This is a genomic window from Pandoraea pneumonica (assembly GCF_049918595.1).
Lineage (GTDB): Bacteria > Pseudomonadota > Gammaproteobacteria > Burkholderiales > Burkholderiaceae > Pandoraea > Pandoraea pneumonica_A.
The window spans coordinates 215,623-241,816 of record NZ_JBNCRZ010000002.1 but is presented as its reverse complement, the minus strand read 5'-3'; the positions used below and the strand labels follow the sequence as shown (position 1 = coordinate 241,816).

The 26,194-nt window shown below is 61.2% G+C and carries 22 protein-coding genes; 8 read left to right on the top strand and 14 right to left on the bottom strand.

What is annotated here, in order from left to right; genetic code table 11:
• Positions 1 to 210: 210 nt before the first annotated feature.
• The 6 genes from ACPWR9_RS07620 to ACPWR9_RS07595 form a co-directional block, all read right to left on the bottom strand.
• Positions 211 to 459, bottom strand: a complete 249-nt coding sequence (locus ACPWR9_RS07620; RefSeq protein ID WP_426297579.1) for a hypothetical protein — start codon at positions 457 to 459, stop codon at positions 211 to 213.
• A 492-nt stretch (positions 460 to 951) separates the two neighbouring features.
• On the bottom strand, positions 952 to 1,227 hold the full coding sequence (locus ACPWR9_RS07615) for a BrnA antitoxin family protein (RefSeq protein WP_426298015.1): 276 nt from the start codon (positions 1,225 to 1,227) through the stop codon (positions 952 to 954).
• Positions 1,228 to 1,409: 182 nt separating this feature from the next.
• Positions 1,410 to 2,768, bottom strand: coding sequence for an MFS transporter (locus tag ACPWR9_RS07610; protein ID WP_426297581.1), 1,359 nt, complete (start codon positions 2,766 to 2,768; stop codon positions 1,410 to 1,412).
• Between the two features lie 116 nt (positions 2,769 to 2,884).
• On the bottom strand, positions 2,885 to 3,562 hold the full coding sequence (locus tag ACPWR9_RS07605; RefSeq protein WP_426297583.1) for an aspartate/glutamate racemase family protein: 678 nt from the start codon (positions 3,560 to 3,562) through the stop codon (positions 2,885 to 2,887).
• Positions 3,563 to 3,604: 42 nt separating this feature from the next.
• Entirely contained in the window at positions 3,605 to 5,068 is a 1,464-nt protein-coding gene (locus tag ACPWR9_RS07600; RefSeq protein ID WP_426297585.1) for an MFS transporter, read from the bottom strand.
• A 190-nt stretch (positions 5,069 to 5,258) separates the two neighbouring features.
• The gene (locus ACPWR9_RS07595) at positions 5,259 to 6,101 is read right to left on the bottom strand and encodes a MurR/RpiR family transcriptional regulator (RefSeq protein ID WP_426297587.1); all 843 of its coding nucleotides are present in this window, start codon (positions 6,099 to 6,101) and stop codon (positions 5,259 to 5,261) included.
• A 224-nt stretch (positions 6,102 to 6,325) separates the two neighbouring features.
• Between ACPWR9_RS07595 and ACPWR9_RS07590 the strand changes: the two genes are divergently transcribed.
• From ACPWR9_RS07590 to ACPWR9_RS07570, 5 genes are all read left to right on the top strand, one after another.
• Complete coding sequence (locus ACPWR9_RS07590; RefSeq protein WP_426297589.1) at positions 6,326 to 7,102, top strand: IclR family transcriptional regulator; 777 nt, start codon at positions 6,326 to 6,328, stop codon at positions 7,100 to 7,102.
• A gap of 26 nt (positions 7,103 to 7,128) precedes the next feature.
• Positions 7,129 to 8,775 (top strand): OPT/YSL family transporter, encoded by a 1,647-nt coding sequence (locus ACPWR9_RS07585; RefSeq protein ID WP_426297591.1) that lies wholly within the window; start codon positions 7,129 to 7,131, stop codon positions 8,773 to 8,775.
• A 48-nt stretch (positions 8,776 to 8,823) separates the two neighbouring features.
• Positions 8,824 to 9,765, top strand: a complete 942-nt coding sequence (locus ACPWR9_RS07580; RefSeq protein WP_426297593.1) for a DUF1177 domain-containing protein — start codon at positions 8,824 to 8,826, stop codon at positions 9,763 to 9,765.
• A gap of 10 nt (positions 9,766 to 9,775) precedes the next feature.
• Positions 9,776 to 10,465, top strand: a complete 690-nt coding sequence (locus ACPWR9_RS07575; RefSeq protein ID WP_426297595.1) for an AroM family protein — start codon at positions 9,776 to 9,778, stop codon at positions 10,463 to 10,465.
• 95 nt (positions 10,466 to 10,560) lie between these two features.
• Positions 10,561 to 11,346, top strand: a complete 786-nt coding sequence (locus ACPWR9_RS07570; RefSeq protein ID WP_426297597.1) for an alpha/beta hydrolase — start codon at positions 10,561 to 10,563, stop codon at positions 11,344 to 11,346.
• Between the two features lie 26 nt (positions 11,347 to 11,372).
• On the opposite strand, the gene ACPWR9_RS07565 is transcribed toward ACPWR9_RS07570, so the two are convergent.
• Positions 11,373 to 12,698 carry an MFS transporter gene (locus tag ACPWR9_RS07565; RefSeq protein ID WP_426297599.1) on the bottom strand — a complete coding sequence of 442 codons (1,326 nt, stop codon included), beginning with the start codon at positions 12,696 to 12,698 and terminating at the stop codon, positions 11,373 to 11,375.
• A gap of 24 nt (positions 12,699 to 12,722) precedes the next feature.
• Positions 12,723 to 14,126 (bottom strand): dipeptidase, encoded by a 1,404-nt coding sequence (locus tag ACPWR9_RS07560; protein ID WP_426297601.1) that lies wholly within the window; start codon positions 14,124 to 14,126, stop codon positions 12,723 to 12,725.
• Positions 14,127 to 14,296: 170 nt separating this feature from the next.
• Here ACPWR9_RS07560 and ACPWR9_RS07555 point away from each other — a divergent pair, with 170 nt between their 5' ends.
• Complete coding sequence (locus ACPWR9_RS07555; RefSeq protein ID WP_426297603.1) at positions 14,297 to 15,223, top strand: LysR family transcriptional regulator; 927 nt, start codon at positions 14,297 to 14,299, stop codon at positions 15,221 to 15,223.
• Positions 15,224 to 15,241: 18 nt separating this feature from the next.
• Here the strand turns inward: ACPWR9_RS07555 and ACPWR9_RS07550 are convergent, their stop codons facing one another.
• The 6 genes from ACPWR9_RS07550 to ACPWR9_RS07525 all read right to left on the bottom strand — a co-directional run bounded on the left by ACPWR9_RS07550 (position 15,242) and on the right by ACPWR9_RS07525 (position 21,352).
• Positions 15,242 to 16,633, bottom strand: coding sequence for an FAD-binding oxidoreductase (locus ACPWR9_RS07550; RefSeq protein WP_426297605.1), 1,392 nt, complete (start codon positions 16,631 to 16,633; stop codon positions 15,242 to 15,244).
• A gap of 128 nt (positions 16,634 to 16,761) precedes the next feature.
• On the bottom strand, positions 16,762 to 16,974 hold the full coding sequence (locus ACPWR9_RS07545) for a DUF1059 domain-containing protein (protein ID WP_150681237.1): 213 nt from the start codon (positions 16,972 to 16,974) through the stop codon (positions 16,762 to 16,764).
• A 167-nt stretch (positions 16,975 to 17,141) separates the two neighbouring features.
• Positions 17,142 to 18,545 carry a CsgG/HfaB family protein gene (locus ACPWR9_RS07540; protein ID WP_426297607.1) on the bottom strand — a complete coding sequence of 468 codons (1,404 nt, stop codon included), beginning with the start codon at positions 18,543 to 18,545 and terminating at the stop codon, positions 17,142 to 17,144.
• 24 nt (positions 18,546 to 18,569) lie between these two features.
• Positions 18,570 to 19,220 (bottom strand): hypothetical protein, encoded by a 651-nt coding sequence (locus tag ACPWR9_RS07535; RefSeq protein WP_426297609.1) that lies wholly within the window; start codon positions 19,218 to 19,220, stop codon positions 18,570 to 18,572.
• A gap of 39 nt (positions 19,221 to 19,259) precedes the next feature.
• Positions 19,260 to 20,399 (bottom strand): hypothetical protein, encoded by a 1,140-nt coding sequence (locus ACPWR9_RS07530; protein WP_426297611.1) that lies wholly within the window; start codon positions 20,397 to 20,399, stop codon positions 19,260 to 19,262.
• Complete coding sequence (locus ACPWR9_RS07525) at positions 20,390 to 21,352, bottom strand: hypothetical protein (protein ID WP_426297613.1); 963 nt, start codon at positions 21,350 to 21,352, stop codon at positions 20,390 to 20,392. Before ACPWR9_RS07525 ends, ACPWR9_RS07530 begins: the two co-directional genes overlap by 10 nt.
• Positions 21,353 to 21,773: 421 nt before the next feature.
• Here ACPWR9_RS07525 and ACPWR9_RS07520 point away from each other — a divergent pair, with 421 nt between their 5' ends.
• Together ACPWR9_RS07520 and acnB are read left to right on the top strand one after the other, a co-directional pair.
• Entirely contained in the window at positions 21,774 to 23,252 is a 1,479-nt protein-coding gene (locus ACPWR9_RS07520; RefSeq protein WP_426297615.1) for an MORN repeat-containing protein, read from the top strand.
• Positions 23,253 to 23,467: 215 nt separating this feature from the next.
• Positions 23,468 to 26,053: a bifunctional aconitate hydratase 2/2-methylisocitrate dehydratase gene (gene acnB, locus ACPWR9_RS07515; protein WP_426297616.1), complete on the top strand. Its 2,586-nt coding sequence runs from the start codon at positions 23,468 to 23,470 to the stop codon at positions 26,051 to 26,053.
• Positions 26,054 to 26,194: the final 141 nt, after the last annotated feature.

The following is a 26,194-nucleotide window of genomic DNA, read 5'->3' as shown; positions in this document are numbered from 1 at the left end:
GCCAATTCTCTTTGCTCATTGGTGTACGGTGGCACTGTATCCGCTCCCTGTGCGAATACTACCTCGCCAGCCCTTTCACTCACACCTACGTCGCATTCACTGACAGGCGCGATGATCTGGCTCCTATCATCCGAACCAAGTCCCCATCACATCGAAAGTAGAAACACCTCTCAGAGAACAAGAAAACTCCTCGGCAATAGCAAAGTGAACTCAATTGGATGCGGGTGGGGAACTGATCGCAAAACAAAGATCATCGTCCAACCGTTGCGTCACATCGAGAACCTCATCCGCAAGGTCTCCCATCTGCTCGAAGTAAGCATTTGCGAATTCTGGAGGAATAGACTCAGCGTGCTCTTGATTCGCCGCCACCATGCAAAGTGCGACGAGTCGTTCCGACAGGCAATGCAGCCTGTCAAGGGAATCACGAACTGTGGGGGAATTGGATGCGTGGAAGGTCATGCGGTGTCCTTTTGCTAACCGTTTGAACCCCGCTCACCTGTCTGACTTGTAGAGGGTGGGCGGGCATTGGATTAGGTTTGCAGACCGCAATGAACATGGCTCAACGGCACACCTGACGGTGTCCCAATCCAAGCCCACCCATAAGGAAGACGTACAGGGTCATGCACACGAAAGCCGCAAACTGCGCGGCTGTGTGCCCGTGAACTCATTGTCGGGCTGCAAAACCCGGTCACGTTTGGGACGTGACGGTTCAAGAATATTGGGCTGGAAGCAGCATGACAACGTCAGAGAAGCGCAACTTTACAGCACGCCAAGTTATTCGGACGCGTCCTTAGAAAACACTTGGGAAAGCTCTGACGAATCGCATTTTTCGCGGCGGCGGACGGTCTCTTTCGCGACAGTTTTCGGCATGCTGACCAAACCAAATGTGGCGCTCTACGTAGAGTAAGGCACGCATCTGTGCAGACGCTAGCGCAGCACAGACACCTGTCGTCACACTGGCTGCGGGTGTTCCGCGATGAACTGCCGTAACGCGGCGTCTATCCTCGTTTGCCAACCGCTCCCAGACGCCCTGAAGTAGTCAACGACCTCCGGCGACAGACGAATGTTGATTCGCTCCTTCGTAACGTCAGCCTTGGGTCGACCCCGCCGCCTCAGCAGTTTCTGCGCCGCATCCTCGCCAACGACCTCCGGCAACACCTCGCTCGCAGGCCGAGCCTTAGCAAAGTCCTTTTTCGTCCACTCCGGATTTTGTGAATCTTGACGAATCTGCTTCGTAAGCTTGGCGTCCCCGACCGCCGTAGGGAGGACAGTTCCCGGCTTAAGTTTCGGCATAGCGTTTTCCATGGGCGTTTAACGCACACACGATAATTCCCGCCCGCCGCCAGTTTCTTGTGGCGACGATAAATCGAGAGATTGCCCGACCTTTCGCCGCCGAGTGCCGCCAAACCTCAAGCCAACGCCCCCACCCCTGCCGGCGTCTCCCTCCGACGCATCCGCAACCAGATCAGCACCGCTACAAACGCTTCGAGCGCCGCCACGATCCACAGGCCAGCATTGAAGTTGCCCGTCGCGTCCTTGACGATACCCAGCAAGTACGGCGAGCCGAAACCTGCCAGATTCGCCACCGAGTTGATGAACGCCACCCCCATGGCGGCGGCACCACCCGCAAGGTAGGCATTCGGCAATTGCCAGAACACCGGAATCGCGCCCATCGTTCCCGACACAGCCACAACAAGGCACAAGAACGCAGCAACACCGTTGCTCCCAGCAAACACCCCCACCCCTGCCAATCCACAAGCACCAATAAACACCGGAATCGCGCAATGCATCCGTGCCTCGCGACGTTTATCCGCGCTGTATCCGATCGCAATTTGGAAGATCGCCCCGAACACGTACATCACGCCAACTAGCAACCCGATATGCAACGGGTTGGTCGGCCCCAACGCGCGAACGATGGTTGGTGCGAAGAACGAGAGCGTCGCGTTCGCCGCCACGATCCCAAAGTAGATCCCCGTGAGCAGCCACAGCTTCGGGCTGCGCACCGCCAGCATGAAGCTGTGCTCCCGTTTGCCAGCACTCGCACGATCAATATCCAAATCCGTTTGCAGCAGTCGCTTCTCGTGCTCCGACAGCCAGCTAGCCTGCTCCGGCTTATCCACCAGGAACCACACGGCAAGAACACCCGCGAGCACCGTCGGCACGCCTTCAAGCAGGAACAGCCACTGCCACCCTGCCCAACCGTTCACGCCATGCATTCCGTTGAGGATCGCCCCCGCCAGCGGCGCGCCCACGACCGATGACACAGCCGACGCAGAAATGAACCACGCGAACGCTTTTGCACGCCGATGCGCCGGAAACCAGAACGTCAGATAAAGCAACACGCCCGGCTGAAAACCAGCTTCAAATGCGCCAAGCAAAAACCGCATCACATAAAAATAAGCTGGCGAATGCGTGAACATCATCAGCACGCAAATCGTCCCCCAGCCCAATGTGATGCGCGCCAGCGTGCGGCGCGCGCCGATGCGCAGCAACAACCAGTTGCTCGGAATCTCCAGAAAGAAGTACCCGAGGAAGAAGATGCCCGCCCCGATGCCGTACACCGTTTCGCTAAAGCCCAAATCCTGTTGCATTTGCAGCTTCGCAAAGCCGACGTTCACGCGGTCGATCCACGCCAGCATCCACAGCACGAAGATGAACGGGATGATCCGCCACATGATCTTCTTGTAGATGGGGTCGAGCATTTGCTGGCTCGGATTCGCGAACGCATTGTTCGCATCGCGTGTCGGCGACATGGGTTGTTGGTTCATGGCATCTCCTGCCGGATTCGGCATGCGCTAGTACGCGCCATTGACGGCGCAATTGTTGAGTTGTTATGTCGCATTAATGGCGTTGGGCGGTGCCAGTTGGTTTCTGGCGCGATCGTTCAAGCCGCTTCATCCAGACGCATCGCCTGAAGCAACGCACGGCACGCCGCAGGCACCGGCCCGATCACGGGAATCGAAAAGCGTTCGCACAACGCCTGCGCCGCCTCGCCCAACGGGCCGCCGCCGATGACCACGGCTTGCGCACTGTCTTGCGCAATGCACGCCTGCACTGCGCTCGCGAGGCTGTTTTCCAACTGGGCTGGCACATCCCCAAGCGCCAGCGGGTCGCCCGTCGTAAAGCGCGATCCGGTGAAGCTCGCACCAAGCCCGAGCTTGCGAACATTCGCCGCAATCGAATCAGCTAACAACGGCGTCGTGGTGGCGATACCGAAACGTCGCCCGCTCTCTCCCGCCTCACGCACCGAGGCCGAGCCGATCCCAACGACCGGCACCTCCAAACGCGCACGCAAAGCCTCCATACCCGGGTCACCAAACGCACCGACGATCACACCATCGGCCTGTGACGCCAGCGCCACGATCTGCGGATCATTCATCGCCTCCGCCGCCACAGCAAGATCGTGTTCGTTGACGATCATCGGGGCACCACGCGCCACCGTCGCGCCGATCACGGTCGGCGGCGATGTCATCACGTTGGCGAAATACGATCGAGCGATGTCGACCATCATTTGCGTCGTCGCCGTCGACGTATTTGGATTGATAAGCAGGATTTGAGTCATGAAAATCTCGGCGAGTCAGAACCATTGGGAACATCAAAAACATCAGGCTGCGGGCGACGTACCGGCAGCGGCACGCGTGGCTGCGGGCGTATTCGCATCGCTCGATGCATCGCCCGGCGCATCAGGACCATCAATCGGTTTCCCAAACGTTTCCGGTGCAAACGTCAGCGCAATAGCGAACACCGCGTACATCCCAGCCATCATTCCGAACATGCCGCCAATACCGTATTGATCGAACACGCGTCCGGCGATCAGCGGCATAGCAGCACCTGCCAACGTGCCCAGCGCGAGGATGAACGCCGTACCAAACGCACGCACTCGCGTCGGGTAAAGCTCGGGGGCATAAATCCAAATGGACGTATTCAGCAGCAGCACACAAAACTGAAACGCTGCCCCGAACGCAAGAATCAACGGCTGCGATTTCGACAGAAAGCCGAAACACAACCCAATCACGCACGCCGCAATCGCACCGATCGTCAGCACACGTTTGCGCGGAAACCGGAAGCCGAAATACGACGCTGTGATCGCCCCGAGCAAGCTGCCCGACTGCATCACGATGGTGAACACGAAGCTCTTGGAGAGCGTGTAGCCCTGCGCCATGAGAATCGTCGGCATGAGCGTGAGCACCGAAATCTGCGCGCCGTACGTCATGCAAACGGCGATACCGACAGCCACTGTGCGTCGAGCCAGCGGCCCGACAAAGACTTCACGCAACCGCACTTTCTCCGCGCGATGCGCTCCCTCCGGCGCTTCGCTCAGATAGCGCTTCTCCCCACCAGCACGCTTACCAAGCTTCCCCGAGGCAAGAATATTGAGCACACGATTCGCTTCCTCCACCCGGCCTTTGGAGAACAAGAAGCGAGGCGTCTCGGGAATGAACCGTCGATACAGCAGCACGAAGAACGCGGGCAGCACCAGACAACCGAACAACCAGCGCCAGCTATCCGGCCCGGGGAAGAACGCAAACACCGCCAGCCCGAACGCCGGTGCCAGCATGTTGCCCAGCCCGCCACCCGCAACGTTGATGGCCCCCACCGCCACACCACGGAAGCGCGAAGAACAGAACTCCGCGAGCATCGTGACGGCGATCGAAATCTCGCCGCCCAAACCGAAGCCGACGATGAAGCGCCCTGCGGCAAGCATGGTGTAGTTCGTCGCCAGTGCGCAGATCAAAGCGCCCAGCGTGAAGAGCATCAGGTTGATACTCAGCATGGTGCGGCGTCCGTAGCGGTCGGCGATGTATCCCGAGCCCAACCGCCCAATCGCGGCAGCACCGAACGTCAGCGTATTGAGAAACCCGATCTGCGCGCCGGAAAGGCCCCAGTACTCGCGCAGCAACGGCCCGACGAGGCCGACGGCGTTTTGCTCGAAAACGTCGAACAACACCCCGAACAGAATCAGCGCGAGGATTTTCTTGTGTGACGGCGTCACGCCAATGTCGTCGAGCGCTTTCTCAAGCTGCTGCAACCTCGGTTCCGACGAAGATACGACCACTTCTGCGCCCATCGTAAAACTCCCTGCGCCTCAATTGGCGCCTAGCGACCGATTGCCTCGCCCTCTGATGAATCCGATTCGGTTAATATTTTTTCAGATTATTTGTTTTTGAAAATTATTTTTCATATTCGGGTTTCACCGGACGTGCGAAGTCCTTGGCGAGAGACGCCAATCGCGAAAAACCGATCAGGAAAAGTAGGACTTAGATCTCGTCCAGCGCGTCGTGAAACGCTTCCACCAGCCCAAGCTGACGACGCCCCGGATTGCCCGCCAGCGTCATGACCTGCGTCACGATCAGGTGACACAGACCGATCACGGCCGTGTGATTGTCGAGCACGCCCGGCCCTTGCACTTCGCATTGCAGCGACCACTTCGCAGGCGTCTTTGCCGAAGCGTTGCGCTCCGTGATGTAGACGAGATTCGGGCAAGCCTTGGCGAGCTGCGTAACGATCGCTGGCATCGGACGGATACGGCGACGCAGCGCAAACACGATCACGACATCGTCCGCGCTGATACCCGCGAGGTGCTCGCCCAGCGTCTCCCCTGCCCCGGGGATCACTTGCGCGCTTGGCACGATTTGCAGCAATTGCCAGCGGAAATACATCGCGAGCGGATGGCTCGACCGGAAGCCCACCACCCACACTTTGCGCGCCGCGAGAATCGCCTCGGCGATTTGCTCAATCTCATTGGACGACAAGCGTCGATACGTCGCGTCGATGTTGGCAAGGCTTTGCTGTCGATGCGCACCAACGACGTCATCAGCAACAGCTTCCGTCGCCGGTGCCGTCGCGGCCATCGCCAACGGCGAGCCAGCGCGTTGCTCGGAACGAACATGCTTGCGCGCATCGTCGAACGACGCATAGCCCAGACGCCGCACGAATCGCGTGACGGTGGCATTGGACACCTGCGCCAGCGTCGCGAGCTCCGATGCCGTGTACCCCGCCAGATCGCCCGGAAGATCCAAGGCGAACTCCGCCAGACGACGCTCCGATGGCGAGAGTTGATCCAACTGTTCTCGAATCCTGCCGACGAAAGACTTCTTCACGTGCGATGCCATAAACGTATGCGTGGTTGGGGCGGGCTATTGTCGCGCGAATCCACGGGAATTCGGGCGAGTCGCGGAATATCGCGAATTCATCCAAGGGTAAACATCTAGATCGATTTCATTTTGACGCTCGATTTTGCGGCATAGACTGGATCTTATTAAATGGAACTCGGTTCCATTTTATGGAACCAATAGCCTAACCAATCACGTATCCGCTAACGCAAATGAGCATCTTGGAAACCGCAACGGCCGTGCTGCGCCTGATGGCGACACGACAAGCCGAAGTGACGATGACCGATCTGGTCGATCACCTCGCCATGCCAAAGAGCACCGCTTCACGTGTGCTTAAACAAATGGCCGACGAGGGCCTGCTGGTTCGCAACGCGACAACGCTGGCTTATCGCCCTTCGCTGCTGTTGCTCGAACTCTCGCATCTGGTTCGTGCGTCGACACCGCTCATCGAAATGTGCGCACAGGCGCTCGACGATCTGGGCCAGGTCTATGGCCACACGGGCTACGTCTCGGTGCTCGACGGTGACGACGTCGTTGTCCTGCGCGTGCGGCCCGGCTCGCAGGCACTGCGCGCCATGACCAACCCGGGGCATCGACTGGCCTCATGGGCAACCTCCACCGGCCGCTCGCTTCTCGCGCGCGAATCCGACGACCAGATCCGCGCCCGCTTCCCTGATGGCTTGCCGACATTGCGCGAAAACGGCCACCCCATCGGCGGCCCCGCCACGCTTGATGCCCTCCTGACGAAACTTCAAACCGTGCGCGAGCGTCGCTACGCGGTGGCAGAGAACGAAGCCCTCTCCGGTGTCTGCTCAGTGGGATGCGCGGTCGCCGATCCCAACAGCGGCGAGTGTTTGTCGTTCTGTATGACTTTTCCCGCCGCGATGCTCCCCGCGGCGGAAATTCAGGCGATTGCGCAGCGCGTGGCCTCCCACGCAGAGCTGATCGGTCGCTCCGTTGGCGATCCGTTCTGGAACTCGCCCCGTTAATCCGCACGCCCCGTCGATCTCCCACCATGAATCCGTCGTCCTCTGCCATGCCGACACCTCCCGATGCAACAAGCACCGAGGTTCCGCCGCCGCAACATCCGTCGACTTTCTCGCCCGCCAATCTGCTGTTACTCAGCGTTCTGAGCGTATTTGGCGCAATCATCGGTATCGAACTGCTGGTCAAGCTGGGCGTCACGCCCAACACGGCAATCATCGGCGCGCTAGTCGCCATGATTTGTGCACGCGTGCCGTTACGGGCCTTCGCCCAATACCGCTCGATTCACGTGCAGAACCTTGCGCAAAGCGCCATCTCCGCCGCCACGTTCGGTGCCGCCAACAGCCTGTTGCTGCCCATCGGCATTCCGTTCTTGATGGGCCGCGCCGATCTAGTGATGCCGATGTTCATCGGCGTTTCGCTGGCGATGCTGCTCGACGGCTACATGCTCTACCGCATGTTCGACACCAAGATTTTCCCGGCGACCGGTACGTGGCCGCAGGGCGTCGCGGCGGCGGAAGCCATTAAGGCGGGCGACGTCGGCGGACGTCAGGCACGCGTGCTCGGTGCGGGTCTCGGCATCGGCATGCTCGGCTCATGGTTCGGCATTCCGATGTCGGCATTCGGCACGGCTTTTATCGGCAACATCTGGGCGCTGACCATGCTCGGTCTCGGCTTCCTGCTCCGCGGCTACTCGATGCCGCTGTTCGGCTTCGCCGTCGAGAAGGCTTACATCCCCCACGGCATGATGATCGGCGCGGGCATCGTCGCGCTGCTCCAGATCGTAAGAATGGTCTGGCGCGACCGGCCTGTGCGCGGCGCTGCCGACAACGCGGCTGAACAGCGCGGAACCAATCCGGCAGGCACCCGCAGCATCCGCCGCTCGTTGCGTTTCGGTGGCGTGGCTTACATCGGGCTGGCGACGCTCGTGGCACTTGGCGCGGGTCTCTATGCGGATATGTCGCCGGGCATGTTGATCCTGTTCATCGTGTATGCCGCGTTCGCCGCGTTCGTGCATGAGCTGATCGTCGGGATTGCCGCGATGCACTCGGGTTGGTTCCCGGCATTTGCGGTCGCGCTCATCACGCTGCTGATCGGTATGCTGATCGGCTTCCCACCAGCGGCACTTGTCGTGCTTTGCGGTTTTTCCGCCGCCACCGGCCCCGCCTTCGCCGACATGGGCTACGACTTGCGCGCCGGGTTCATCCTGCGCGGCCACGGCAGCGATCCGGCCTTCGAACTCGCGGGCCGCCGTCAGCAACTCATGGCCGCGATGCTCGCCTTCGTCATCGCGATTCCGGTCGTGTACTTCGCCCATTCGAGCTTCTTCGCCAACGGGCAAGTCCCGCCGGTGGCTGCGGTCTATGTATCCACGATCAAAGCCGGTGTTGCCCCGGGTGTCCTGCATTCCCTGATGCTCTGGGCCATTGCTGGCGCCGCGTTGCAATTCATCGGCGGCCCCAAACGCCAGCTCGGCGTGCTGTTCTCCACCGGACTGCTCATCGCTAACCCGGCCGCCGGATGGGCCGTTCTCGTCGGGATCGCCCTGCGCTTTGTCATCGAGCGCACCACCGGCGAGCGCACACGCAACACGATGGAAGTCTTCGCCGCGGGGATCATCGCAGGCGACGCCATCTTCAGTTTCGGCAGTTCGTTAATCCGCTCGCGCACGCATTGAGATTGAAACCGCGCGACACCCGTTCACCCATTTCCCTAGATCGTCATCATGAGCTTTAGCCAAACTCTCCAAGTCTTCGAAGCCTTCGACAGCGCCCATGCGTCGGGCCAAACCGTGGTCGACCTGCTCGCGCCCTATGCATCGCAGGGTGTCACTGTCGATGTCCTGAAAATCGAAGGCAAGAAAGGCGCGACCGATTTCGTCAAGATTTGCATCCCCGGTGCTGTCGGCAAGCGAGCCGGTGGTGCAGCGCCCAGCCTCGGCATCGTCGGCCGTCTGGGCGGCATTGGCGCTCGGCCGTCGCGCATCGGCTTGGTGTCTGACGCCGACGGTGCCATCGCCGCTGTCGCCGCTGCGCTGAAGCTCGCGCATATGCGCACGCAGGGCGACACCCTTGCCGGTGACGTTTTCATCACGACGCACATCTGTCCTGACGCCCCGACGCGCCCGCACGAACCCGTCGATTTCATGGACTCCCCGATCGACACCGAGGACGTGAACGCCCACGAAGTGTGGGACGAGATGGATGCGGTGCTCTCTCTCGACACCACCAAGGGCAACCGCATCATCAACCACAAGGGCTATGCAATCTCGCCGACGGTCAAAGAGGGCTACATCCTGCGTGTCTCGGAAGACCTGCTGCGCATCATGGAAATGACGAGCGGCCAGCCCGCCGTCACATTCCCGGTGACCACGCAAGACATCACGCCTTACGGTAACGGCGTCTATCACCTGAACAGCATCATGCAGCCGTCCATTGCGACCCGTGCCCCGGTAGTTGGCGTCGCGATCACCACCGAGAGCGTGGTACCCGGCTGCGGCACGGGAGCCAGCCACGAAGCGGATATCGCACTTGCGGTGAAGTTTGCGGTCGAGGTCGCCAAGGAATTTGGCCGGGGAACGTGTCAGTTCTACGACACCGAGGACTATGCGCGCCTGATCGCGTTGTACGGCTCGCTGGCCCACCTCTCGAAGCGCCAACCCAAATGAGGCATTGCCGATGAGCCAGCAAAAACTCGGGACGCTGACGATCGGCCAAGCGCCCCGCGCCGACATCACACCCATTCTCGATGCCCATCTACCGGCTCAAGTGCCGGTCGTCCACATGGGTGTGCTCGACGGGCTGGACCGTGATGCCATCGAGGCGGACTTTGCGCCGCAGGCAGGCAATGGTGTGCTGATCTCGCGTCTGCTCAGCGGCGACTCGGTGGAACTCGACAAGCCCGCGATTCAGCGGGCATTGCAGGCAAAACTCGAGGCGCTTGAAGCCCAGGGCTGCACGGTCATCCTGATCCTGTGCACGGGGGAATTCGAAGGCCTCGCGTGCCGCCATGCTTGGCTTGTCGAACCGGACCGCATCGTCCCGCCCGCTGCCGCCGCGCTTGCGGGTGAACGTCAGGTCGGCATCGTGGTGCCGCTCGCGGGTCAGATCGAGAGCGAGTTTCACAAGTGGGGGGCGTTACAACGTCCACCAATCTGCGCTGCGGCGTCGCCGTACGCCACAGGTGCCGAGGGCGATGAAGTACTCGCCAACGCCGCTCGCGTCTTGCGCGAACAGGGTGCCCAGATGCTGGTGCTCGATTGCATGGGCTTCGTTGAGCGCCATCGCGAGATTGCGCATGCGGCGTCCAACCTGCCGGTGGTGTTGTCCAACACGCTCGTCGCCCGATTGACCGCGACGTTGATGTAAGGAGACAACACCGCCCCCGAGGGAAATATTCGTCCTTTATCATCTGATCGCATCAAATCGCATCCGATCGAATTGACACCCTCGAGGGGGCAACCATGCGTCTGCCTAACGCCAAACTCGCGATACTTTGGATCATCGCGCTCGCCCTGCCTGTCTTTGCGCGCGCTGCCGACGGCTTTATCCACATCGATGCGGGACGCGCCGACGCCTACGTTCCGGTGTACGCGATGGAGAAGCCCAACGCCATCGCAACGGTCATCCTGCTGCCCGGCGGTGACTCGGGTACGGGCCGCCTCAGTAACGGTCAGCCCGGCAGCATGAACTTCCTCGTGCGTTCCCGGCAGTTGTTTGCCGACGAGGGCTTCAACGTGCTGGTGATGTTCCGGGCGAGCGACCTGCGAACGCTCGATTTCCCCGAGCGCATCAGCAGCGAGCACGTGAAGGAAATCAGCAACGTGATCGACTATGCGACACAGACGTTCGGCAAACCGGTCTGGCTGGTAGGCACCAGTCGCGGCACGGTTTCAGCCACCGCAGCGGCCATCGCGCTAGGCAAAGCCCATATCGCCGGATTGGTGTTGACCTCAAGCGTCACCAATCGCAAAGCTGGCGCGATTGGCGCACAAGACATTGAAAAGATCGACATGCCCACGCTGGTGCTTCATCACAAGTTCGATGCTTGCCCCATCTGTGTGCCGAGTCAGGCGGAAGCCCTCATCGGCGAGCTAAAGAACGCCCCCGCGAAGAAGTTCATCCTTGTTGACGGCGGCGGCCCGCCGAAAGGCGACCCGTGCGAAGCCCAGCATTGGCACGGCTACCCCAACGTCGAGCCACAAACCGTCCACTTGATCGCCGACTGGATTCGCAACCCCAACAACTGACCAGCCACTGCGGGGCACCGCACGATTCACGCCGCATAGCCCCCAAGTTTTCCGTTCCCCTCCATCTCGGGCGCGGGCCGAATCATTAGCAGCGAGAACGTCGAGAGAATCAGACAAAGCGTCGTGGCCACCGCTGGCGACGATCGATCGCCTGTGACGTGAATCAGCCAAACCGCAACCAGTTGCGTCAGCCCGCCGAAGATAGCGACACCGAAGCTATACACCGCCCCGGTAGCCGTGGCGCGCATCGAGCGGGGAAACAGTTCGGGAATCAGCGTGACGGACGGCGCGCCCTGAAGGGTGTACACGAAGCTCAGTCCGACGATGATCACGAACAGCCGGAAGACGCTCGGCCCGCTGCTGAGCCACATGTACGCCGGATACAAAATCCCGATCAGCACCAGACGCGAGAGCAAGATCGGCTTCATGCGGCCGTAGGCATCGGCAATCTTCCCCGCAATCGGCGACACCACAGCCAGTATCAAGCCCGATGCCATCGCACAGGCATACGACGCCGACTCGTCGAGTTTCAACTCTCGAATGGCGTACGTCGGCAAGAAAAAGATCAGCATGTACGCCGTCACGACGCCGCCCATGACCAGCAAAATCCCGGCAAAGAGATTGCGCCGCTGCGTGCGCAACAAGTCGCCCAGCGGCGAATGCTCGGGCGTGGCTTCACCGTCCGAGGACTGCGGCTCCATCGCTCCCAACTGACGACGAATGACGATGCCCGCGGGCAGAATCAACGCGCCCAGCAGGAACGGTACGCGCCAGCCCCACGAGTACAACGCTTCGGGCGAGAGAAAGTGCGAGAGCGCCGCCGCCATCGCCGCACCGGCGCAGATCCCCATGCCTTGGCTCGCTAGCTGCCAACTCGTATAAAAGGCGCGCGCCCCTTTCGGTGCATGTTCAAGCATCACGGTCGTGGCAGGCCCAACTTCGCCGCCTGCCGAAAACCCTTGGATCAAACGGGCCATGACCATGATGACCGGCGCAGCAATACCGATATCGGCGTAGGTCGGTGCCAGCCCTGCCATGCAAACGCCCAGCGCCATGAGCGAGAGCGTGAGCGTCATCGCAGCGCGCCGTCCAGCCCGATCCGCATAGATGCCGATGACGATGCCACCAATCGGCCGCATCACGAAGCCCACGCCGAACGTGGCCACCGCCGACATCAGTTGCCCGTCGGCGCTCAGCGGTGAAAAGAACAGATGGCCGATCACGATCGAAAAGAATCCGAATACCGTGAAATCGAAAAACTCCATCGCGTTGCCGATCGTCGTCGCGACCAGCAGCCGTGTGCGCGTGACGCGCGCCGGCGGGTGCGCCTCCAACTTCAGTGCATCTCTCATGTGCGTCTCCTGACGTTCTTCTCGTTATCGTGCAATTTCGGCATGGAAGGCCGGGATCTCGTAGCGGCCCAGTTCGTCGAGCAGAAGCGACCAGCCGCGAAGCCCTTCGCCGATCGACCGGATGTGGAAAAATTCATTCGGCGCATGCACGTCTTCGTCGGGCAAGTTGTAGCCGAACATGAGCGTTTCGATCCCCAGCATCTCTTTGAAAATCGCCGTGATCGGCACACTCGCGCCGAGGCGCACCTGAATCGGCTCGCGCCCCGTCTCGTTGCGCAGCACCGTCTGTGTGGCCCGCACCAGCGGATGCCACGACGGCAACGACGACGCAGGCGCGCCGTTATGCTGATGGAGTATTTCGAGCGTCACGCCCTCAGGACATTGGCGATGCAGGTGCTGCACGATGTGCGCAAGGACGTCCTTCGACTGCTGCCCCTCGACCAGCCGCACCGTAAGCTTCGCCGTCGCGACATTCGGAATGATCGTCTTGCCGCCCTGTCCGAGGTAGCCACCCCACATCCCGTTGACGTCGAGCGCGGGACGCAGCGTGACCTGCTCCCGAAGCGAGAAGCCCGGCTCGCCATGATGGCTGGCAGCCACATCGGCAATGAACGCATCGGCATCGAAGGGAAATGCCGCGGTGTCCGATCGTTGAAGCGGCGTCAACGCCTTGGCGTCAGCGTAAAAGCCCTCGACGGCAACGGCACCATCGCGATCGTGAAGTGAGCTCACCAGTCTCGCCATCTCGTGCAGCGCGTTGCGCACGCAGCCGCCATAGCGGCCAGAGTGCAAGTCTTTCGCCGCCGTCTGAATACGAAACTCCAATTGCCCGTTACCGCGCGCACCGGTGTTGATGGTCGGAACCACGGCACTCGCGCGGCCACCGTCGGCGGATAGCACGGCGTCCACGCTGAGTAGTTCGCGATGTCGCGTAATGATTTCCGCGAGCGTCGGGCTTCCCGTTTCTTCCTCGCCTTCAAGGAAAACCTTCACGTTGACCGGACAGCCACCGGCCACTGCCAGAAATGCGGCGACGACTTCCAGCGCGATGCTCGTGGGCCCTTTCACATCGGACGCCCCGCGCGCGAACAAGCAACCGTCGCGCTCGGTCGGCTCGAACGGCGGGCTTTTCCAAAGTTCGATGGGATCTTCGGGCTGCACGTCGTAGTGCCCGTAGATGAGTACCGTCGGCTTGCCGGGTGCGCCGAGCCATTCGCCATAAACGGCGGGCTCGCCGCCGCCATCCAATTCACGAATGTTTGCGAGGCCCATGTCGTTCAGACGCGCGGCGAGATATTGCCGCGCCTGCGCCATATGCGCAGCGAAAGCGGGATCGGGGCTCACGCTGGGGATGCGCAAGTAGGTCTTCAGACGCGACAGAATCGCATCGTGTTCGGCTTCAAGGAATGCCAGTACGCGTTGGACCACGGGTGTCTCCATCGATGAATGATCGGCTTCGCAGGCCGCTTTGTGATGAGTCATCTTAGAAACCCAAAAACCATGTGTCCAATGCATTATTTTTGTAATTTTGATTACATTTTCTGATGCTAATTTGAGAGAATGACGCGACACATCCAGCCCTTGCACAGGAATTGGCGATGAACCTGCATCACCTTGAGCACTTTCTGGCGCTGGTCGAGACGGGCTCCTTCAGCAGAGCGTCGGAGGCTCTCCATCTCACGCAGCCCGCCTTGAGCCGAAGCATCCAGATGCTTGAGCAGGAGCTCGGCGTACGGTTGATCGACCGCATTGGGAAGCGAAACGAACTCACGCCATTTGGCGTACTCGTGGCCGAGCGCGCGCGCAAGATCGTGTCGGACTCGGTCGATCTGAAACACACCGCGCAGTTGCTGATGCGAGGCGATGGCGGAACGGTTCGTCTTGGGTTGGGGTCAGCGCCAAATGCGATGTTCGCTGGGCCGTTGCTGTCGTACATGCTGCGCGAATATCCGCACGTGGGCATTCACCTGTCGACGGGCAGCCCGGAAGCGCAGCTCGCCGCGCTACGCGATCGCACGTTCGACGCCTTGCTCGTGCATTCACGTGCTATCGCGCCGCAGGAGGACCTGCACGTTCAGTTACTCGGGAGTGTGCAATCGGGTTTCTTGTGTCGGCGCGGTCATCCGTTAGCGAAACGCCGCAAGGTCGAGTTTGCGGACCTGGTGCAATACCCCGTCGTCGGGACGATGCTCAGCGACGAGATCACGCGCGAACTGGTGAAGCGTTTCGGAGCCGATGCGCATCCGACGCGTTTGCTTCGCGCGTCGTCTGACTCGGTGGCCGCGCTCATCGAAACGGCACTCGCGACCGACGCCCTCTTCTTCGGCGCCATCGCGACGGCGCGCGCGTGGCTGAATAGCGGCGATATCTCGGTCGTGCGCCTCGATCTGCCAGAGGCGGCCAGCGCGCAGTACGCGTTCATCACATTGGAAGGACGCACGCAGTCGCCCGTGCTCGAGACGGTTCGCCAGTTCTGCTTCGACCTCGCGCTGGGCGAGTCGAAGCAGAACACTGTTTCGCGATAGCGTGCACTACGTCGAGCGCTACGCGCCAGTAGGCTTGATGTTCTGGTTGTGGTGGAACAGGTTATGCGGGTCATACCGGGTTTTCGCCGCAACCAGACGCTCGTAGTTCGGGCCATAGGCTGCGCCGACCCGCTCAGCTTCGTCCTGGGTGAGGAAATTGACGTAAGCACTCCCCAGTGCAAAGGGCGTGGCCGCGTCGAAGAACGCCCGTGCCCACGCGATGCAGCGCGCATCGTCGCCCGGGTCGTCCCAGCGCCCGTGCACGTTCATGACATATTGGGTACTCCGGCTCGGATAAGCCGTGGCCTCCTCCGAATAACGGCTGGCTTGCCCTCCAATCTGTCCGAAGAAGATTTCGCATTGCGGCGACGGTAGCCTGCCAATCGCGTCGATCAATACGTCTAGCAGTCCGTCCGGCAAGTCGGCCAGATTGTGCGACTTCCAGTAATTGCGCGCACCAGGGGTCAACAGCGGATCGAACGCCTGCTGCCACATGGCGTACGGCATCGGGCCGAGGTGCTCGCCGTACGGGGTACCGAAGTGACGCACCGCCTCCAGCGCAGCCGGGCCGTCTTCAACGGCACCCGTGTAACAGCTCGCAAACGCGACCATCGGTTTGCCGTGGACCGCCTCCGGCAGAAACGGCAACGGCGGCGCAAGGCGTAACACGGCCCATACGGAAAGCTCGTCTGGCATATCGCGCGCGGCGACGCGATAGCGTTGGAGCGCATCTTTCGCCTGCGCCAACGGCAACACCACCAGCCCGCCGTACACTTCGGGACCGACACGGTGCAGCGCAAACTCGAACATCGTGACAACGCCGAAATTGCCACCGCCGCCGCGAATCGCCCAGAAGAGGTCCTCATGCGCATCGGCAGCGGTGTGCACCAGTTCCCCGTCGGCAGTCACGACATCTGCCGACACGAGATTATCGACCGTCATTCCGTATTTCCGGGTCAACCAACCGAACCCGCCGCCGAGCGTCAAACCCGACACGCCAGTGGTCGAGTTGATACCGAGCGGTGTCGCGAGGCCGAACGCCTGTGCCTCGTGGTCGAAATCGCGCAGCGTGGCAGCCGGTTCGACAAAGGCTCGACGCGCTGCCGGATCGACGCGCACGGACTTCATTGGCGACAAGTCGATCATCAGCCCGTCGTCGCACGCCGCCGTGCCGGCGATGTTGTGCGCGCCGCCGCGCACGGCGAGCGCAAGATTGTTGTCGCGTGCGAAATTCACGGCGCAGCGAACGTCAGCGACGCCCGCGCACCGCACGATCACGGCCGGATGGCGGTCGATCATCGCATTCCAAAGACGTCGTGACGAATCGAAATCGGGATCGCCGGGCAGCAACACCCGGCCTCTGATGGACGCGCTTAGCGCGCCGATGGCTTCGGTGGAAAACTTAGCCATAAGACACCTCATGCTGTGTGGCCCAGGCCTGAGGCAATTGCAGGGAGACTCGATAAATCTCTAAGGCTTTGCCCGCTCCAAAAGGGGGGCGACTGTGGGTGTCGTCTTGGGTGACTGTGGGACGCGATTTATCCCCGAGGCGGTGCTTCGACGGGTGGGGTGCCGTCGTGGAAAAGTGTCTTCAATTGTGATCGCAACTCCGGCGAATCAGTGTGCTTGTGAACCGTGATCGCATGCTGCACGGCAGCCTCCAGCAGTTCACCTTCAGAATCGGCACACAGGGCGACCGAGCAGTTCGTTTCACTCGGGAATTCCCGGCAATCGATGTATTTTCGGGCCATGACGCTCTCCTCCTTCCTGCGAACAAAGTCGCCTAAAAAGTATAGGTCGCAGGTGCCTGATCTGGCGTCCGAATCCTCGCGACTCACATAACGGTCGCCCAATTCGAAAAAAAAGCCCACATGCGAACATGTGGGCCCCTCTTCCAACCGCACGACAACCTACCGCTTTACCACTTGTCGTCTTGGGCCGGTGCTGGCTGTGCTTGCGCTTGCGTCGCCTGGGCAGTCTTCTTCACTGCCTTAGTCGCGGGCGCGGTTGTGGCCGCAGCGTCCTGCGGAGCAGCCTGTGACGGCCCTCTCGCCAGTTCGCCCCGCACTTGCAACCCGGCCACAGGCAGGTTATCCAGACTGCCGCGCACGTTATCCAGATGCCCGTACGAGAGATTCTGCGTCACGCGCTCGACCACCAGCTCGCAACACGGATTCTCCGAGCGTCCGAGACTCTGCCCCGTCTGCGGGTCCTTGAACTCGTTGCCCATCGTCACGACGGCGTAGCGCGCGCCCTCACGCAGCGCTTGCCCACCCTGACTCACCACCACGTTGGTGCCGTCGCGCGCCACAACCGTAATCGGGAACGTCGATTGCAGAATCGCGCTAACAATCGCTTTCCCGGCCTGATCCGTCATCTCTGCGAGAATTCGGCGGCCGTCGACACCGGTACTGAGCGTCGTCGGTGCCGTCGTCGGCATTGCGGCACTCAACGTGCTCGACGAGGAAACCTGACGAGTCGCGACATTCACCAGTTTCTGCGACAGCGCCCAACCGCCCGAGTAGCTCACGAGCTGCCGGTCGCTGGTGCGCAGTTGGCGCGCGTAGCGGCTGTAGGCGAACGAATTGACGTGCGCACTCCAGACGAGATCGGCACTCGCTGCCTGCGATAGTTTGGCGAGTTCGGCACCCGGCGCCTGACCGGACGCGATCATGTCCAGCTCGCGCTCCAACTCCGGACTCATCTCGCGATCAAGCACGGCAAAGCGGCCTGTCTGCACCAACGCATCGCTCACGCGCTGGCGCAGCGCTTCGGCCACGTCGCGCGACGGCACGGTGATATCGCCCATCGGCAACGTCGGCTGATCGAACAAGACGGGACCGACCACGACCTTGAGCTTCTGCATGTCGGCCGACGGTTTGAACTTGGCGACATCGGCCTCGATGGTCGCCTTGAAGTGCTTGGTCAGCACGCCCGGCTCTTCGAGACTCACGACGCGCAAGTGCTGGATCACGCCGCCCGAGCGCTGCTGCACAACCTCGGCAAACGCGTTGCCGCGCAACGATGCGGAATCCTGATCCAGACTGACATCGAGCCCGAACTTGGCTGCCACACTCTCCGACTGCATCACGGCGCCGTTGACCTGAAGCAGCGCCAGCTTCATGGCTTCGCGCATCGCTTCGCCAGCGGTATTGCCGAAACCGACGGCCGTCGTCTTCTCGGTCTCGAGCTTGCCGACATCGGGCACCGGCGCCGCAGCGCTGGGCGCCGAGGCCGGGGCTTGCACAGACTCCGCCGGCTTCTCGCTACAGCCGGCGACAAAAAAGAGGGCCACAAGGGCCCCCGTGAGCGATTTACGCATCCTGAGTGTCCTGGTGGCCGTGTCTTACAGCGCTGCCAGTGCCTTGGTGGCATCGGCCGGCACTTCGATGCCGTTGTTACGGGCGAAGTCGACTGCGTTCTTCAGTGCCTTGCCCGCTTCCGTCACCGAACCCGGGAAGTTCGACACCACATAGGCGGCGCCGCCCAGCGACGTCAGCGCCATCGGCGATGCGCTCTTCATGCCGTTGCCCATGGCCGTCACGTCGTTGCGCATGCCCGTGTAGTGGACCATGCCCAGCGCCAGGTGACCCAAACCTTGTGCAAACGTCTTCTTGCTCTCGGCATCCAGCACCGGCTTTTCCTTGAGCTTGGCGGCAATCGCACCGCTCGTATCGCCCACCGCATTGACGGCCTTCGAAGCCGCGTCCTTGTCATCGGTCGAACCCGACGACAGTTGCTGTGCGACGGCGGCAGCTTGTTCAGCTTGCGTCTTCAGGCCCAGCGCTTCACCCATCTTGGCGTTGGCGTTGAGCACATCGACGTTGGCGGCAACGTAGTTGCGCACCAGCGTGGTTTGCTGACCGCCCAGGTCAGCCGCGCCTTCGCTCGACGACTTGCCGCCCAGCAGATTGCCCAGACCACCGAGTTGGGCAAACGAGGCGCCCGAAGCACCGACCAGAACCGCCGCAACTGCACACGCGATAACTTTCTTCATGATGTTGTTTTCTACGAGTTGAATGGATGAACTTCGCGATTAACGCAAATTGAGATTGGTGATCTGGCTGGTCAACTCGCGCGCAGCGTTGTTGGCGGCCAGACGCAGCGCGTTGTTGCGCGCTTCGGCTTCTGTCGGACCGGTGCCCGCGTACTGCACAGGCCCCACCGATGCGATGGTGTCGGGAATGGTTTGCCCGATATCGAGCAGCTTGGCGTTGACCGTCACGGCCACACGCATCAAGCCAGAATTCGGATCGCGGTCGGCCAGGCCGACGTCCAGCGTGCCGAGGGCGATATAGGCCATGTGCGCGACGCGCATGCCGGAGACCATCGACGCCAGCGTGGCAGGCTTCAGGTCCATGCCGGTCTGGTAATCGTTCTCGACGTTGGCAACCTTGAATTGACCACCCGTGTACGGCTCGATCAGGGCCGCTTCGTTGACCTTGAACCCTGCCTTCGCGAAGGTCGACGTGAACACCTGCGACAGGTTCGCGCTCGGGATCAGGCGGAACGTCGAGTCAGTCGCGCGACGGGTCTTGCTGCCTCCAGTCTCGACCGACACCGAACGCTGCATCGATCCCGACATCTGCGCGCTCGTCGACGCGCTGGTGCCGATCTGTCCACCACGGATGCTCTCGCCCTCGACGCCCTTCTCCGAGTAGTTCGATTGCGCCTTCACATCGACCTTGCCGTCGACACGCTTATAGACGCGGTCGTCGTACTCGCGCGACGTCGACACCTCGCGCGAGACGAAGATGAACGCCAGCGGCGAGCGCCCAGCCGCACCGCCCTTGGCCACGGCCGAGTTCGCCTTCACGGCATTGCGCAGATTCGCCACGTTGAGCGACAACCGCACGGCCACCGTGTATTGCTTCTTGTCGGAATTCTCTTCCTCGGCCAGGATCGTCGAGTCGAGAATGTAGCGATCCGGGTCGGCGAGAATCTTTTGGCGAATCGCGTCGAAGTTCTCCGACTCGGCTTCGCCCGCGTCGGCGTAGTAGAACTCCACCGCTTTGAGTTGCGCCGCGGACAACGCGCGCGCCTTGTCGTCACGGGAAATCGACCAGCCCTCATAGGTCACGGTCGCCTTGCCGCGCGCCTGTTGCACCTGTGCGAGTGCGCTTGTGGCGAACACCATCGCCGCCAGCAAAAGAAACAGCTTCTTCATTACTTGCATAGCTTCATCAGCCCTGTCGTCTTATCAATCTGAGACGTAATGTCCGACGCCGAAGCGGCAGACTTCACCCAAGCATCGTCTTTACCTGCGATGGTTTCCGCGAGCTTTACGAACAACCCGTTGATCGAGTCGTAGTAAGCCGGAAAATCGTCCACCCACGTTTGCGAGGCCGGCACCGGCTTGACCTCGCCGTTCTTGAGCGACGTATTCAAATACGTCGCGCCAGTCAGCGGTTCGCGAATGCTGATGTCCGCGTAAGAGCCGTAGATGTACGCCGTACCCACCGCGTTCTCGCTGTACTTGATCTTCTTGAAATTCTTGAGCGTGACGTCGATTTCGTAATCGGGCTTGGGCAGCGTTAGGTTGTACACCGTGCCGTCCATCACCTGCATCGACATGACGTTGCCGATGGCGTGGCCCTTCGAGTAAGGAATGACCGGCACGCCGACGCGCGTGGAAATCGCCTCACTGACCATGTCGGCCGCCCAAGTCTGGACACTCGTCGATGTCGTCTTCAGGTAGTCGGGCAGCATGGCAGCGGCTTCCGGCGTCACGTCGACATGGACGACCTGCAAATAGCGCGGGGCCTGATCCGGCAGCTTCGCGTCGCCAATCGCCGATGCAAAACGCCCATACAACCCCGGCTTGCCATTGGCGCCGTCGTAGACGAGACGCACACGGTCGAGAATTTCGGCTTGCGTAGGCTCGTGATCGAGATTGTCGACATAGCCGAAGCTGACCGGATAGGAGCGCAAGACCGTCATCGACTTGAAATCGAAGAACAGGGCTTGGCCACGCAGCATCACGAAGAGCTTGCGCACGGCACCGAAGCGTTCAACGGAAACGGTTTCGGAATTCAGGACGAGCGAGACCACAATTGCCTGATCGCGGCCTTTGAGTTGCTCGATCGGTTCGGTCGTGAGTTTGAAATTTTGTGCCGGATGTTGATTCACGGCAGCGAGAAGTCGCTTGTAGGGCGAATCTCCGGCGGCTTTCAGCCCGTTTTCGTAAGCACGCGAAAAAGGAAATCGTTTAGCAATACTAGCGGCTTCACCACCATATGCCGCACCCGCAAAGGTCACTGTTTTATCAGTGATTTGTGCTGTCGCACACCCCGAAAATGCAATCGCAAATGCAAATGCAAGACGGAAAAACAATCCGCCCACCTTCATATTCTTCGACTCCCCCGTGTGCACCCACAACAATGGGCGCGAGCCGCCGAATACTGTCCGACTATCGTTTTTCAGTCAATCACTTTCGATATGAAATTCCCATTTAATGGGGAATATAAAAATAGATGGTAGTACTCACTATCTGAAAAATTCATTTCACGGAACCGTCTCATGACGTTTAGCGCTGTCAAATAAAAGTCGCGTGAACCGCGTGGTTCAATTGAGACGTTGCATGCAAAAACTATTCAAAATGACAGGTTGCATTGTCGACGTCTTTCGAGGTGGGTCTGAACGTCAATTCCCGCGTGTCGGTGCACCGAGTGCCTACGGCAAATCTCACATGAAAGGCGTACTCCATGTGGAGTATGTAATGCGCCGGAGTGCGGGAGTACGATCCGCAAAGGGAATCGATGCGGGCGAAACGACCACGCGTCGGGAGGTCATTCAAATGAAAATATCTACCGTCACCCGTAGTTGTGGCGCCGCAATTGGCCTGCTAATGCTGCTTCTCTGTCATTCGGCCGCAGCGGCCGACGGCGCCTGGATCAACGACGCCAAGGGTTGCCGCTTCTGGTCTAGCGACCCTCCCATGCCCGCCATCACATGGACGGCCACCTGGACCGGCGCCTGCAAAAGCGGCTTCGGCGACGGCGACGGCACGTTGGTATGGTTCCGCAACGGCGTATTCGACCAGCAGTTCGACGGAGTGCTGACGCAAGGCAAGCGCTCCGGCACCGGCACCTACCGATGGGCGAACGGCAACCGTTACGAAGGCGTCTTCGTCGACGATGCGCGTACGGGCAAAGGGAAATTCTTCTTCAACTTCGGGGTGCGCTACGAGGGGGATTTCGTCGCAGGCAAGATGACTGGCCAAGGCATCATGTATTTCACGAACGGCGATCGCTACGAGGGAGGCCTCGTTGATGGGGCGTATTCCGGGCACGGGACAATCTATCACGCTAACGGCAGCAACTACTCGGGCAACTTCCTGCGAGGCGGCATCGATTCGAACGGCGGTGTGTTGACCGCTGCCGACGGCACCCGCCGATTCATCCCCTCTTACACCCCGCCACGGCCCGCGCCCGCCGTCGCCCCGCCACCCGATACCAGTGCCAATGTGGCACCCGACAATGGCCCGTCCGTCTTATCGACCGTGTTGGGCGCATTGGCGCAGGGTGTCACCCAAGGCGCAGCCATGCGCCCCGCCGCCCCTGCGCGAGTCGCGGCGCCCGCGCTCCCGGCGGCAAGCAATCTGGCGCTTGCCGCCGCACGGCCAGCGCCGGCCCCGGCGCCCAGACCCGTCGTCGCCCCCGTTGCTGTGCCCGTGGCCACGACGCCGCCCGCCATCCGCAACCATCCCGAAAACGATGCCATCAGTTGCATTCACACGCGACGAGGCAATCAGGGCAACTTCGGTTATGGCATGGAGATGGTCAACGACTGCGGATACACCGTCGAAATCGCGTGGTGCGCCATGATCAACGGCAACACCAGCAGTTGCGCACGCGGCTTCGACTCGATGAATACTCTCGGCCCGGGTCAGGCGTGGCCGGTCGATGCGCTGGCAGGTAAAGAAGTCGTCGAGGTGAAGTTCGGCGCCTGCAAAGGGCCAAACGGATTGCAGGAGGTCAACATCAACAATCCGAAAATGACCATCTCCTGCGGCCCCTACCCCAACTGAGTCGGCGCAGCCCGCTGAAAACCCTCTGAACCAGCGCCTGGCCCGCCACCTCGCGGGCTCGCGTTGTTTTTTAGCTCGCATCAACTCTTATATAAGACATAAGACATTTGACCTTATGAGTCGTGGGGACTAAAATCGCGGACAAAGTACTGCCCGGAACACCCTTGGAGGCTCGCAAGGTCTCCCCCCGAAACTCAATACCAGCAGGTCCCCAAATGCTTGAAAACTTTCGTGCTCACGTGGCCGAACGCGCCGCACTCGGTATTCCCCCCCTGCCGCTGTCGGCGCAACAGACCGCCGAACTGGTGGAACTGCTGACGAACCCGCCCGCAGGCGAAGAACAGACGCTGGTCGACCTGATCACGCACCGTGTGCCCGCCGGCGTGGACGAAGCCGCCCGCGTGAAGGCCGGTTTCCTAGCCGCCGTGGCCAAGGGCCAGACCGCCTGCTCGCTGATCTCGCGCGCTCGTGCCACCGAACTGCTCGGCACGATGCTCGGCGGCTATAACATCGCCCCGCTCATCGAATTGCTCGCCGACGCCGAAGTGGGCACCGTCGCCGCCGATGCGCTCAAGAAAACCCTGCTGATGTTCGATCAGTTCCATGACGTCAAGGAACTCGCCGACAAGGGCAACGCCAACGCCCGCGCCGTGCTGCAAAGCTGGGCCGACGCCGAATGGTTCACGAGCCGTCCGGAAGTGCCGGAAAGCCTGACGATCACCGTGTTCAAGGTCACCGGCGAAACCAACACCGACGATCTGTCGCCGGCCCCGGATGCCACCACGCGCCCGGATATCCCGATGCACGCCCTCGCGATGCTCAAGAACGCTCGCCCCGGCATCACCCCGGAAGAAGACGGCAAGCGCGGCCCGATCAAGTTCATCGAATCGCTGAAGGAAAAGGGCCATCTGGTCGCCTACGTGGGCGATGTGGTCGGTACGGGTTCGTCGCGTAAGTCGGCCACCAACTCGGTGCTGTGGTTCACGGGCGAAGACATCCCGTTCGTGCCGAACAAGCGTTTCGGCGGCGTGTGTCTGGGCAGCAAGATCGCCCCGATCTTCTACAACACGATGGAAGACGCCGGCGCCCTGCCGATCGAACTCGACGTGTCGCAAATGGAAATGGGCGACGTGGTCGAACTGCGCCCGTACGACGGCAAGGCGCTGAAGAACGGCGAAGTGATCGCCGAATTCCAGGTCAAGTCCGACGTGCTGTTCGACGAAGTGCGCGCCGGTGGCCGTATTCCCCTGATCATCGGCCGTGGCCTGACCGCCAAGGCACGTGAAGCGCTGGGCCTGGCCCCGTCGACGCTATTCCGCCTGCCGCAGCAGCCGGTCAACAGCGGCCGCGGCTTCTCGCTGGCACAGAAGATGGTGGGCCGTGCTTGCGGTCTGCCGGAAGGTCAAGGCGTGCGCCCGGGTACGTACTGCGAACCGAAGATGACCTCGGTCGGCTCGCAAGACACCACGGGCCCGATGACGCGCGACGAACTGAAGGATCTGGCCTGCCTGGGCTTCTCGGCCGACCTCGTCATGCAGTCGTTCTGCCACACCGCCGCTTATCCGAAGCCGGTCGACGTGAAGACGCACCACACGCTGCCGAACTTCATCAGCAACCGTGGCGGTATCTCGCTGCGTCCGGGCGACGGCGTGATCCACTCGTGGCTCAACCGCATGCTGCTGCCCGACACCGTCGGCACGGGCGGTGACTCGCACACGCGCTTCCCGATCGGCATCAGCTTCCCGGCAGGTTCGGGCCTGGTCGCCTTCGCGGCAGCTACCGGCACGATGCCGCTGGACATGCCGGAATCGGTGCTGGTCCGCTTCAAGGGCAAGATGCAGCCGGGCGTGACGCTGCGCGATCTGGTCAACGCCATTCCGCTGTACGCCATCAAGCAAGGCATGCTGACGGTCGCCAAGCAAGGCAAGAAGAACATCTTCTCGGGCCGCATTCTCGAAATCGAAGGCCTGCCCGATCTGAAGGTCGAGCAAGCGTTCGAACTGTCGGACGCGTCGGCCGAGCGCTCGGCTGCCGGTTGCACGGTGCACCTGAACAAGGACCCGATCATCGAGTACATCAACAGCAATATCACGCTGCTGAAGTGGATGATCGCCGAGGGTTACCAAGACCCGCGCAGCCTGCAACGCCGTATCGCAGGCATGGAGCAATGGCTGGCCGACCCGCAACTGCTGTCGCCGGATGCCGATGCGGAATACGCCGCCGTGATCGAGATCGATCTGGCCGACATCCATGAGCCGATCGTGGCTTGCCCGAACGACCCGGATGACGTGAAGACGCTGTCCGACGTTGCTGGCGCCAAGATCGACGAAGTGTTTATCGGCTCGTGCATGACCAACATCGGTCACTTCCGCGCCGCGTCGAAGTTGCTCGAAGGCAAGCGCGACATCCCGGTCAAGCTGTGGGTGGCCCCGCCGACCAAGATGGACCAGAAGCAACTGACCGAAGAAGGCCACTACGGCGTGTTCGGTACGGCCGGTGCCCGCACCGAAATGCCGGGCTGCTCGCTGTGCATGGGTAACCAGGCACAAGTGCGCGAAGGTGCTACGGTCATGTCGACGTCGACCCGTAACTTCCCGAACCGTCTGGGCAAGAACACGAACGTGTATCTGGGCTCGGCGGAACTGGCCGCCATCTGCTCGCGTCTGGGCAAGATTCCGAGCAAGGAAGAGTACATGGCCGACATGGGCGTGCTCACCGCCAACAGCGACAAGATCTATCAGTACATGAACTTCGATCAGATCGCCGACTTCAAGGAAGTTGCCGACACCGTCAAGGCGTAAGCCCACGGTCGGGTTACGGCAAATCGGTTCCGCCCGATTTTTGCCGTAACGTCGCAAAAAAAGCGCCCCGAGTGAAATACTCGGGGCGCTTTTTTATTGATGCTGCGATTACGTGGAAAAGCTGCGTTTTAGCGACGCACG